The sequence below is a fragment of the Phenylobacterium sp. genome, from assembly GCF_024508875.1.
Classification (GTDB): domain Bacteria; phylum Pseudomonadota; class Alphaproteobacteria; order Caulobacterales; family Caulobacteraceae; genus Phenylobacterium.
This window is the reverse complement of record NZ_JANINU010000047.1, coordinates 1-10,885: the sequence shown is the minus strand read 5'-3', so window position 1 is coordinate 10,885 and position 10,885 is coordinate 1. Positions and strand designations below refer to the sequence as shown.

At 68.0% G+C, this 10,885-nt stretch carries 10 protein-coding genes; 3 read left to right on the top strand and 7 right to left on the bottom strand.

From position 1 onward, the window contains the following. Both Q0L11_RS04985 and Q0L11_RS04980 read right to left on the bottom strand, forming a co-directional pair. The coding region (locus tag Q0L11_RS04985) for a 12-oxophytodienoate reductase (RefSeq protein ID WP_296595792.1) at nucleotides 1–854 on the bottom strand (854 nt) is incomplete at its 3' end. 90 nt (nucleotides 855–944) lie between these two features. Then, a complete protein-coding gene (locus tag Q0L11_RS04980) occupies nucleotides 945–1,418 on the bottom strand; it encodes a GFA family protein (protein ID WP_296595791.1) in 474 nt (157 codons plus the stop codon). A gap of 142 nt (nucleotides 1,419–1,560) precedes the next feature. Here Q0L11_RS04980 and Q0L11_RS04975 point away from each other — a divergent pair, with 142 nt between their 5' ends. Both Q0L11_RS04975 and Q0L11_RS04970 read left to right on the top strand, forming a co-directional pair. Continuing rightward, nucleotides 1,561–2,841: a cytochrome P450 gene (locus tag Q0L11_RS04975; RefSeq protein ID WP_296595790.1), complete on the top strand. Its 1,281-nt coding sequence runs from the start codon at nucleotides 1,561–1,563 to the stop codon at nucleotides 2,839–2,841. 88 nt (nucleotides 2,842–2,929) lie between these two features. After that, the gene (locus Q0L11_RS04970; RefSeq protein ID WP_296595789.1) at nucleotides 2,930–3,343 is read left to right on the top strand and encodes a CHRD domain-containing protein; all 414 of its coding nucleotides are present in this window, start codon (nucleotides 2,930–2,932) and stop codon (nucleotides 3,341–3,343) included. Between the two features lie 4 nt (nucleotides 3,344–3,347). On the opposite strand, the gene Q0L11_RS04965 is transcribed toward Q0L11_RS04970, so the two are convergent. Continuing rightward, nucleotides 3,348–3,974: a surface-adhesin E family protein gene (locus tag Q0L11_RS04965; RefSeq protein ID WP_296595788.1), complete on the bottom strand. Its 627-nt coding sequence runs from the start codon at nucleotides 3,972–3,974 to the stop codon at nucleotides 3,348–3,350. 225 nt (nucleotides 3,975–4,199) lie between these two features. Here Q0L11_RS04965 and Q0L11_RS04960 point away from each other — a divergent pair, with 225 nt between their 5' ends. Next, complete coding sequence (locus Q0L11_RS04960; protein WP_296595786.1) at nucleotides 4,200–6,605, top strand: TonB-dependent receptor; 2,406 nt, start codon at nucleotides 4,200–4,202, stop codon at nucleotides 6,603–6,605. Between the two features lie 61 nt (nucleotides 6,606–6,666). Here the strand turns inward: Q0L11_RS04960 and Q0L11_RS04955 are convergent, their stop codons facing one another. From Q0L11_RS04955 to Q0L11_RS04940, 4 genes are all read right to left on the bottom strand, one after another. After that, nucleotides 6,667–8,931, bottom strand: a complete 2,265-nt coding sequence (locus tag Q0L11_RS04955) for a xanthine dehydrogenase family protein molybdopterin-binding subunit (protein ID WP_296595785.1) — start codon at nucleotides 8,929–8,931, stop codon at nucleotides 6,667–6,669. After that, nucleotides 8,928–9,893, bottom strand: coding sequence for a xanthine dehydrogenase family protein subunit M (locus tag Q0L11_RS04950; RefSeq protein ID WP_296595784.1), 966 nt, complete (start codon nucleotides 9,891–9,893; stop codon nucleotides 8,928–8,930). The genes Q0L11_RS04955 and Q0L11_RS04950 overlap by 4 nt, the downstream gene beginning before the upstream one ends. Further along, nucleotides 9,890–10,393, bottom strand: a complete 504-nt coding sequence (locus Q0L11_RS04945) for a 2Fe-2S iron-sulfur cluster-binding protein (protein ID WP_296595783.1) — start codon at nucleotides 10,391–10,393, stop codon at nucleotides 9,890–9,892. The genes Q0L11_RS04950 and Q0L11_RS04945 overlap by 4 nt, the downstream gene beginning before the upstream one ends. Before the next feature lie 78 nt (nucleotides 10,394–10,471). Continuing rightward, nucleotides 10,472–10,744, bottom strand: coding sequence for a BolA family transcriptional regulator (locus Q0L11_RS04940; RefSeq protein ID WP_296595781.1), 273 nt, complete (start codon nucleotides 10,742–10,744; stop codon nucleotides 10,472–10,474). Nucleotides 10,745–10,885 lie beyond the last annotated feature (141 nt).

The following is a 10,885-nucleotide window of genomic DNA, read 5'->3' as shown; positions in this document are numbered from 1 at the left end:
GTGACCTTCTTGGCCCAGCCGGCGAAGTTGAGGTCGCTGCCCTCGAACTCCGGCTCCCAGAACCGGCGCTGCGAGCAGTGGATGATGTCAGCCCCGGCCTCCACCAGCGCACCCAGCCAGGCTTCCAGCGCCTTCGGATCCTTGGCCAGCTTCACCTCGTAATCCTGCTGCTTCCACTGGCTGACCCGGATGATCACCGGATAGTCCGGCCCCACGGCCTTGCGCACCGCGCGCAGGATGTCCGCGGCGAAGCGGGCGCGGCCCGGCAGGTCCTTCGAGCCATAGGCGTCTTCGCGAACGTTCGTGCCGTCCCAGAAGAACTGGTCGATCAGGTAGCCGTGGGCGCCGTGCAGTTCGACCGCATCGAAGCCCAGCCGCTTGGCCTCGGCCGCCGCCTCGGCGAAGGCTCGGATGGCGTCGGCCACCTCGGCGTCGGTCATCGGCTCGCCGAACTTCTTGTCGGGACGGGACAGGCCCGACGGGCTGTCGTAGGGGCCGGGCGGGCTCCAGTCCTCGCTGCGGGTCTTGACCGCGCCCACGTGCCAGAGCTGCGGCGCAATGAGGCCGTGGACTTTGTGCACCTCGGACACGACGTTGCCCCAGGCGGCCAGTTCCTTCTCGCCGTGGAAGCGTGGAACGTTGGGGTCGTTCACCGAGGCCGGCCGGTCGACACCGGTGCCCTCGGTCACGATCAGCCCGACCTGGTTCTCGGCGCGCCGGCGGTAATAGGCCGCCACCTCATCGGTCGCCACGCCCCCCGGCGAGAACGAGCGCGTCATGGGCGCCATGACGATGCGGTTCGGAAGGGTCAGCCCCTTCAACGTGAAGGGCGTAAAAAGAACGTCGGACGCCATGCGATCCCCTGCGGCAGCGATTCAAACGAATGTTTATCGCGCTGTCGCATGCATGCCAGAGAGAAAAGCTGAGGGCGTCGACGAGGGCCGCTAGCGGCCGGGTCCGAGCAGCGCCTCGCGGCGAGCCAGGCTTTCGGGCGGCCACTCCTTCGCCATGTCGTAGTAGACCTCGAAGACCCGCGCGCCTTCCGGAAACCGCACCCACGGCAGCTTCGACCTCGTGAAGATGTGCACGTCGGGCGGCAGCGCCGCGCGCTCGTCGAGCGTCGTGGCGCGAAGGAAGCTAAGGACCTTGCGGTCGCCGTAGTCCGACCTGATGGTCGTACCGCAGTCTCCGCACCGGTAGACGATGTGCGGGCGCCCCGAGTCCGTTGGCATCGCGGTGGGGCGCAGTTCGCCGGAAAGCATCTCGATCCGATCGGTCTCGATCAGCGCGTTGATCACGAAGGCGCTGCCGACCTGACGCTGGCAGTCGCTGCAATGGCAGCAGTGGACGAACATCGGCCCCGACATCAGCCGGTAGCGTACCGTCCCGCACGCACAGCCGCCCTCAAGTCCCGCCATCCACGCCTCCCTGCATCGTCGTTCTATTTTTTCAGCGCGGAAAAGTTGACGCCAGCGTCACGTTTCTTGACTCGGAGCCCCCCCAAGGTCATCGTCTCGCCTGGGAAATGCGGGCCGCAGACCCGCGACGAGGAGGTAACCCATGGACGACGCGTCGATCGACCTGCAGCGCGCGGCCCGCGACGCCGCCTATTCGATGCCGCTGGAGCAGATCAACCCGGCGGACCCGGAGCTCTTCCGCACCGACACCATGTGGCCCTACTTCGAGCGCCTGCGGAAGGAGGACCCGGTCCACTACACCGCAGAAACGCCCTGGGAAGACATCGGCTCGTACTGGTCGGTGACCAAGTACAACGACATCATGGCCGTCGACACGAACCACGAGGCGTTCTCGTCCGAGCCCACCATCGTGCTCCCCGACCCGGCGGAAGACTTCACGCTTCCGATGTTCATCGCGATGGACCAGCCGAAGCACGACATCCAGCGCAAGACCGTCCAGCCGATCGTGGCGCCGAACCACCTGGCCTACCTCGAGCCCATCATCCGGCAGCGCGCGGGCGCCATCCTCGACAGCCTGCCGATCGGCGAGCAGTTCGACTGGGTCGACAAGGTGTCCATCGAGCTCACCACCATGACGCTCGCGACCCTCTTCGATTTCCCGTGGGAGGACCGTCGCAAGCTGACCCGCTGGAGCGACGTCGCCACCGCTTCGCCGGATTCCGGCCTCTTCAGCTCGACCGATCCGGAGATCGCCGAGCAGGAACGCCGCGCCGAGCTCTTCGAGTGCGTCGACTACTTCATGCGCCTGTGGAACGAGCGCGTGAACGCGCCGCCGCAACCCGACCTGATCTCGATGCTGGCCCATGGTGAAGCCACGCGGAACATGGACCGCATGGAATACCTCGGGAACCTGATCCTCCTGATCGTCGGCGGCAACGACACGACCCGCAACACGATCTCAGGCTCGGTCCTTGCGCTTCACCAGAACCCCGACCAGGACCGTATCCTGCGCTCCAACCCGGCGATGATCCCCAACATGGTCTCCGAGACCATCCGCTGGCAGACGCCGCTGGCCTACATGCGCCGCACCGCCAAGCGCGATGTCGAGCTGGGCGGCAAGACCATCAAGGAAGGCGACAAGGTCGCCATGTGGTACGTCTCGGGCAACCGCGACGAGGAAGTCATCGAGCGGCCGAACGACTACTGGATCGAGCGGCCGCGGGTGCGCCAGCATCTGTCGTTCGGCTTCGGCATCCACCGCTGCGTGGGCAACCGTCTGGCCGAACTGCAACTGAAGATCATCTGGGAAGAGATCCTCGCCCGCTTCCCGCGGATCGAGGTCGTCGGGCCGCCGCGACGGGTCCTGTCGTCGTTCGTGAAGGGCTACGAGGAGCTTCCGGTCGTCCTGCCGACGCGGAACTGAGGCTGACCTTTGGCGGGACCGGTTGACGGCCGGTCCCGCCAGGTTTCCCCTGCCCTCCACAAGTCGGGGGCTCCAGGAGGAAACACAGATGATCCGAACCACCTTCGTCGCCGCCCTTGTCGCGGCTTCCGTTGGCGCTGCCCCGGCGATGGCGGCTGAAACGCTCATGGCCCATCTGGGCGGCGCAGGCTCGCCCGACACCGACGGGGCGGGCCACGCCACCTTCAAGATCGACACGTCCAAGAACGAGGTCTGCTACGACCTGATGGTCGAGAAGATCGGCGCGGCCACGGCGGCCCACGTCCACAAGGGCGCGGCCGGAGCTTCGGGGCCGCCGGTGGTGCCGATGAAGGCTCCCGATGCGGCGGGCAAGGCTTCGGGCTGCGCGACCGTCGGCGCCGACGTCGTCAAGGATTTGCTGGCCAATCCCGCCGGCTACTACGTCAACGTCCACAACGCGGAGTTCCCGGCCGGGGCGATCCGCGGCCAGCTCATGAAGTAGCGCGTCAGGTCTTCGGTGCGGGCTTCGTCGCTGCTTTCGCGGCCGGAGCCTTCGCCGCGGGCGTCTTCGCGGCCGTCGAACCGGGCTTGGCCGGCGGCGCGGCGGGCGCCGGCGCAGGCGTGATCGGCGCGAACGGCTCAGGCGGCGGATCCCAAGACGCCATCAGGTTGATAACCACCTTCGCGACACTGTCGGCGGCGACCACCGAGCCGCCCCCGACGCCCTCACAAACGACCCGGTAGGCGGCGTAGGTATCGGACGCCTCGGTCGCCGGGCCCCATTCCGGCTGCGGATTGGTCTTGTTGACCAGCAGGCCGCCCGAGCGCGAGAAGGCCGAGAATTCGAGCCACCGCGTCCGGCCGGCGGCGCAATCGTACTCCGTCAGCGTGCGGACGTAGCCCGGCTGAGGCGGATCGCCGCTCAGGATGTTTCGCTGGACGCGAACCGCCCACGCCTTGCGCACGGGCGATCCGGGCGTTTTCTCGATGCCGCCCGCGTCCATGACGGTCCACGCATCCCGGCCCGACTGGGTGATGTAGAAGATGCGCGCTTGCGCGCCTTGCGCGGCCAGCAGGGTCACGGCCACGGCCGTGGCGGCGATGCGCAGGTTGTTCAGCAGCTTTTCCAACACGGTAAAAGCTATAGCGCGCCTGTTAAGAGAGGCCTACAGCCCATCGGCTCCTCGGCAGGTTGTGGCCGGAAGGCCGCGCTCCAAGAAAATCGAACGGGAGACCGCGCAGACTGCGCTCGCGCAAGGTTTGTCCGGTATCGTGCGGAACGATGAGACGCCCGTTTCAGAGGCGTCAAGGGGAGGTAAGGTCTAGTGAAAAGAGTTCATTTGCTTTGCGGCGGCTCCATGTTCGGAGCCCTGTTCCTGCTCGCGCCGGCCGTCGCGCTGGCCCAGCCCGACGACAACCAGCGGACCGTCGATGAGATCGTCGTCACCGCCCAGAAGCGCGAACAGAGCCTGCAGGACGTCCCGATCGTCGTCACGTCGGTCAACGCCCAGCAGATCCAGGACGCCGGCGTCCGCGACATCAAGGACCTGACTATCGTGGCCCCCGGCCTGACGGTCACCTCGACGTCCAGTTCGGCCGTCACCACCGCGCGTATCCGCGGCATCGGCACCGTGGGGGACAACCCCGGCCTTGAAAGCTCGGTCGGCGTCGTGATCGACGGCGTCTATCGCCCACGCAACGGGGTCGCCTTCAGCGATCTGGGCGAGACCGACCGCATCGAAATCCTCAAGGGCCCGCAAGGCACCCTGTTCGGGAAAAACACCACCGCCGGCGTGATCAACATCATGACCAAGCGGCCCTCGTTCAACCTGAGCGCCACGTCCGAGGCGACCTTCAGCAACTTCGACGGCTTCGGCGGGTCGATCTCGCTGAACGGCCCGGTGGTCGACGACAAGGTGGCCGCCCGGGTCTACGTGGCCGCCCGCGAGCGCGACGGCTATTACAAGACCGCCGGCCCGGACAACAACGACCAGAAGTTCTACACTGGGCGAGCCCAGGTGCTGTTCACGCCCAGCGAGACGCTCGATGTGAACGTCTCTCTGGACTACACCAAGCGTGATGAGCGCTGCTGCGGCGCGGTGCAGATCAAGAACGGCGCGACGGCGGCCATCATCCAGGCCCTGGCGCCGGGAGGCATCGCCAACCCGATCGATATCGACGCCTTCCGCGACTACAGCAACCGCAGCTTCCTGAAGACGGTTGTCGACGAGGGCGGCGCGGTCGAAGCCAACTGGGAAACGCCATGGCTGGGCGGCGCCAAGCTGACCTCGATCACGGCCCTGCGCCACTGGAAGCAGACGGGCGGCAGCGACGTCGACTGGACCAGCGCCGACATCCTCTACTCGCCGACGCTGAAGACCGATCCGAACCCCGGCTCGACCAAGTTCAAGACCTTCAGCCAGGAGGTGCGGCTGGCCGGCTCCACCGAGAAGCTGAACTGGCTGATCGGCGGGTTCTACACCCGGGAAGACCTCGGCCTGCACGTCCGCACCGTCACCTACGGCACGCAGTACGAGCAGTACGTCAACGCCCTGTTCAGCAACACGCTCTCCAGCGTGTTCACGGGCCGCCCGCTGGGCACGACGTTCGTCACCGGCCAGGGCCAGAACGACCTCTATAACCAGAAGGAAGAGGGCTTCTCGCTCTTCACCAACAACAGCTACCAGTTCACCGACAAGCTCGAGCTGACGGTGGGCCTGCGCTACACCTGGGAAGACAAGGACCTCGAGACCTCCTGGAACAACACCGACGGCGGCTCGGGCTGCGCGCTGGCCCTGGCCCGCGCCTCCGCCCTCCGCGGCCTGGTTCCGACCTCGCTCATCCGGGCGGACGGCACCCTGGCGTCCGGGCCCTATCAGGTGCTTTGCGCGGCCTCGAACAGCCCCGCCTTCGGCCGCGTGGGCACGAACGAGCAGCATCTGAAGGAAAAGAAGCTCACCGGCACGGCCAAGCTGGCCTACCGGTTCAATCCCGAGGTGCTGGCCTATGCGTCCTACGCGCGCGGCTACAAGGCGGGCGGCTTCAACCTCGACCGGATCGCGACCACCAACCAGACCGTGGCGGGTCAGCCGACGGCGCCGGTGTTGGACACCAGCTTCGCGCCGGAAACGGTCGACTCCTACGAGATCGGCTTCAAGAACACCCTGCTCGACCGGACCCTGCTGCTGAACGTCACGGGCTTCTATCAGAAGTACAACGACTTCCAGCTCAACGCCTTCAACGGCCTGGTCTTCTCCGTGGCCTCGGTGCCGAAGGTGATCTCGAAGGGTATCGACGCCGACTTCCTGTGGTTCACGCCGGTCGACGGCCTGACCCTGAACGGCGGCGTCACCTACTCCGAGACCTACTACCCCAAGAGCAACCCGCTGTTCCTCGGCGCGAACCTGCCGGGCGCCCGGCTGTCGCTGGCGCCGCTGTGGTCGGGCTCGCTGGGCGTGACCTACGAACGTCCGATCGCCGAGAACCTGGTCGGCCGCTTCGCGATCAACGCCAAGAGCGTCTCGTCCTTCAACACGGGCTCCGACCTGGACCCGGTGAAGAACCAGCCCGGCTACACGCTGGTCAACGCCCGCGTCGGCGTGCAGTCGGAGGACAAGAAGTGGGCGGTGGAAGCCTTCGCCCAGAACCTGTTCGACGACAGCTACTATCAAGTCGGCTTCAACGCCGTGCTGCAGTCCGGCTCGTACGACGCGTTCCTGGGCCAGCCGCGCACCTACGGCGTGACGCTGCGCTACACCTACTGATTGGATACGGATCCCGGCCGCCCTTCGGGGCGGCCGGGAAACCGGAAAGGCTCCGGCCGGCTCAGAGCCCCTTGGCGATCAGGCCGGCCAACAGCTTGTCGGGCGTGATGGGATAGTCTCGCACCCGCACGCCACAGGCGTTGTAGATGGCGTTGGCCACGGCGGCGCCCGCGCCGGAATTGCCCAGCTCACCCACGCCCTTGATGCCCATCGGGTTGGCCTTGTCGTCCACCTCGTCCAGCATGATGGCGTCCAGTTCGCCCACGTCGGCCTGCACGGTGACCAGGTACTGCGCCAGGTCCTGGGCCAACAGCGAACCGTGCCGCGGATCGACCGCGTTGCCCTCGTGGAGCGCCGAGGCGATGCCCCAGATCATGCCGCCCGTGAGCTGGCTCTTCGCCGTCTTCGCGTTGAGGATCCGCCCGGCCGCGAACACGCCCAGCATCCGCCGCACCCGCACCTCGCCCGTCACCGGGTCGACGCCCACCTCGCAGAAGTGGCCGCCGTAGGTCTGGGTGCTCCACTCACGCATGTCGGCGGCGGGGCGGCTGTCGCCTTCCACCGTGAGCCCCTCGGGCGCGGCGCGGGCCACCAGGGCCGCCAGGGTCTCGGACTTGTTCTCGATGGCGATCACGCCGTCCTGGAACGTGACCAGCTCGGGGTCGTCGCCATAGAGCGGCGAACGCGGATCGCCCGTCGCCAGCTCGGCGAGCGCCTTGCGCAGATTCATGCCGGCGGCCAGCGCCGCGGATCCTGCCGTCGCGGCGCCGAACTGGCCACCCGATCCCGGCGCCGGAGGCAGCTCGGAATCGCCGATCTCGACCACCACCTTGCCCAGCGGCACGCCCAGCGTCTCGGCGGCGATCTGCGCCAGGACCGTGTAGGTCCCGGTGCCGATGTCCGTCATGCCCTGGCGCACGGTGATCACCCCCTCGGCGTCCACCGAGAAGCTGCACTTGGCCGGCAGCAGGAAGTTGCCGCGGATCGCCGCGGCCATGCCCATGCCCACCAGCCAGCGGCCGTCGCGCACCTGACCAGGCTTAGCCGTCCGCCGCTCCCAGCCGAACAGTTGCGCGCCTTCCCGCAGACAGCGGACAAGCTGGCGCTGCGAGAACGGGCGGCCATTCTCCGGGTCGACCGGCGGCTCGTTGCGGATGCGCAGGTCCACCGGATCAAGGCCAAGTTGCTCGGCCAGCTCGTCCATGGCGCATTCCAGGCTCAGCGTGCCGGAGGCCTCGCCCGGCGCCCGCATCGGCCCGGCGTGCGGCAGGTCCAGCCGCACCAGCCGGTGGCCGGTGAGACGGTTCGGCGCCGCATACAGCGCCCGCGCGAAGTTCGACGCATGCTCGGTGAACGACCCGCTGCGATGGCAATGGGTCCAGGTCATGAGCGAGAAGGCGTTCAGCCGGCCGTCCTTGTCGGCCCCCAACCGCACACGCTGCACCGTCGCCGGCCGGTGGATCGTGCCGTGCATCATCTGCTGGCGGGTGAAGGCCACCTTCACCGGCTGCTTCAACGCCCGCGCGGCCAGGGCGGCCAGGGTCAGGTCGTCGTAAGTCTGGCCTTTCCCACCGAAACCGCCCCCGATGTAGCGGGTCATCAAGTGGACGGCGTCGCGATCGATCCCGAGCGTCTCGGCCAGCCCGTGCTGCGCCGGCTTCACCATCTGGATCGAGGTGTGAGCCACGCAGACGTCGCCCTCCCACCAGGCGATGGAAGCGCAGGGCTCCATCTGACAGTGGTTCTGGATCGGCGTCGTCCAGGTCTCGTCCAGCTTCACCCCCGAAGCGGCGAACCCGTCTTCGAAATTGCCGATCTCCACGTCCTGCTCGCCAGGCGGCTGCCCCGCGGCGTCCAGACTGGCGGCGAAATCCACGTCCGGCGCATCGGCCTCGTAGGTCAGGTTCACCAGCATCGATGCGGCGACCGCATTCTCCAGCGTGTCGGCGACGACGAAGGCCACCGGCTGGCCGAAATAGCTGACGCGATCGTTCTCCAGCGCCGGACTGGATCCGGCCGTGCTGCGCGGGTGGGCCTTGGCGCCTCGTGGCGGCTGCGAGGGGACGTTGCGATGCGTCCAGACGGCGAGGACGCCCGGCGAGGCTTCCGCCGCCGCGATGTCGACGTCGGCGATCCGTCCGGCGGCGATGGTCGCGCCGACCATCACGCCATAGGCCGGTGGCGACGGCGGCTGGACCTCGTAGGCATAGGGCGCCGTGCCGGTGACCTTCAGCGGCCCCTCGTAACGGTCCACGGGCTTGCCGATCAAACCCGAGCGGTTGGTGGTGACGGGATTGGGCGCGGCCCAGTCGTGCACGGAGCTCATGCGTCCCTCCCCGCGCCGGCTTGAGCCTGGGCTTCGGCGATGGTCGCCGCGACGAGGCGCGTCGCCAGCGGGACCTTGAAGGCGTTCTCGTCGCGCAAGGCGGCGTCCTTCAGTTCGCGCGCCATCGCTTCGGCAGGGCTGGCCCCGTCCGCGAGGGCGGCCTCGGCGTCGACTGCGCGCCAGGGCTTGTGGGCCAGGCCGCCGAGCGCGATGCGCCCGCCAGCGATCGCGACGCTGGCGTGGGCGGTGGCGTACGACGCTCTGTCACGCGCCTTGCGGTACTGCTGGCCGCCCGGCGGGGGCGGCGGCAGGACCACCGCGGTAATCAACTCGCCCGGGATAAGGTGGGTCTCCAGGTGGGGCGTATCGCCCGGCAGCCGGTGCAACTCCATGAGCGGGAAGCGGCGCGCGTGGCCGGCAGGGCTCAGGGTTTCGACCTCTGCATCCAGAGCCACGAGCGCCACCGCCATATCCGAGGGGTGGACTGCGATGCACGCCGTGCTGGCGCCGAGGATCGCGCTCTCGCGGATGTGGCCCGCGATCGCGGCGCAGCCATCGCCCGGCCGGCGCTTATTGCAGGGCTTGGAGGTGTCGTAGAAGTAGGGGCAACGGGTCCGCTGCAGCAGGTTGCCGCCGGTCGTCGCCTTGTTGCGCAGTTGGCCGGACGCGCCCGAGACGATGGCTTGAGACAGGACCCGATAGCGCGCCCGCACCCGCGAGTCGGAAGCGACACGGGTGTTCGTGGCCATCGCCCCGATCCGCAGGCCGCCCTCGTCCGTGTCCTCGATCCCCGCGATCGGTAGGCGGCTGACGTCGACGAGATGCTGCGGCTGCTCGATCTCGAGCTTCATGAGGTCCAGCAGGTTGGTGCCGCCCGCGATGAACCGCGCGCCGGGCGTGTTCACCACGGCCTCGACGGCGCCGCGCGCGTCCGATGCGCGCTCGTAGGTGAAGGCCTTCAAGAGGTCGCTCCCGCCGCGTCGAGGATGGCGTCGATGATCTGGGGGTAGGCCGAGCAGCGGCAGATGTTGCCGCTCATGCGCTCGCGCAGCTCTTCTGCGGTCAGGCGGGCCCGCTCGGCGACGTCGCCGGCATGGCTGGGGACGTCGGCCTCGATTTCGGACAGGACCGCCACCGCCGAACAGATCTGGCCGGGCGTGCAGTAGCCGCACTGGAAGGCGTCGTGCTTCAGGAACGCCTGCTGCATGGGATGCAGCCGGTCGGCTGCGCCCAAGCCCTCGATGCTGGTCACCTCGTCGCCATCGTGCATGACGGCGAGGGAGAGGCAGGCGTTGATCCGCACGCCGTTCACCAGGACGGTGCAGGCGCCGCATTGGCCGTGGTCGCACCCTTTCTTGGGGCCGGTCAGCTTCAGGTGCTCGCGCAGGGCGTCGAGCAGCGTCGTTCGCGGGTCGAGGTCGAGCGACCGCGCCTCGCCGTTGACGGTGATGGTCGTTCGCAACCCGTCCCCTCCAGTTCTGTCCCGCTCGCCCCAAGGGCCCGGGTTCTTGCTATTTCCGCCTCGCGCCGAGTGTAGGGCTCAGCCCTCGCCCGGCGCCAGCGCCTTGACCGACAGGGCGTGGACCGGCCCGGCCAGTTCGGCCTCGAGGGCCTTGTAGACCATGCGCTGGCGCGCCACCCGCGGCGCACCCGCGAAGGCCGCCGACTCGATCGTCACGTTGAAATGGCTTTCCCCGCCTTCGCGCGCGCCGGAATGGCCCGCATGCCGGTGGGAATCGTCGACGATCTCCAGCCGCAGGGGCTGGAAGGCCGTCGTGAGCTTGTCTCGGATCGCATCAAATATGGCGCCCATTGGCCGCATCTTCAATTCTTGCAGGGAAGTTTCTCCCCCCCATACTTGGCGCATGCCGGGTGCGTTTCAATACAAGCCAAAGTTCGTGGATATCCGCGTGCGTCCGCCGTCCGAGAAGGACGAGTCGGAACAGGACGTCCA

Excerpts from the sequence above, each read along its gene's own strand:
- Q0L11_RS04980 (WP_296595791.1), bottom strand. The coding sequence starts at position 1,418 with ATGGCGGGACTTGAGGGCGGCTGTGCGTGCGGGACGGTACGCTACCGG.
- Q0L11_RS04975 (WP_296595790.1), top strand. The coding sequence starts at position 1,561 with ATGGACGACGCGTCGATCGACCTGCAGCGCGCGGCCCGCGACGCCGCC.
- Q0L11_RS04970 (WP_296595789.1), top strand. The coding sequence starts at position 2,930 with ATGATCCGAACCACCTTCGTCGCCGCCCTTGTCGCGGCTTCCGTTGGC.
- Q0L11_RS04960 (WP_296595786.1), top strand. The coding sequence starts at position 4,200 with ATGTTCGGAGCCCTGTTCCTGCTCGCGCCGGCCGTCGCGCTGGCCCAG.
- Q0L11_RS04955 (WP_296595785.1), bottom strand. The coding sequence starts at position 8,931 with ATGAGCTCCGTGCACGACTGGGCCGCGCCCAATCCCGTCACCACCAAC.
- Q0L11_RS04940 (WP_296595781.1), bottom strand. The coding sequence starts at position 10,744 with ATGGGCGCCATATTTGATGCGATCCGAGACAAGCTCACGACGGCCTTC.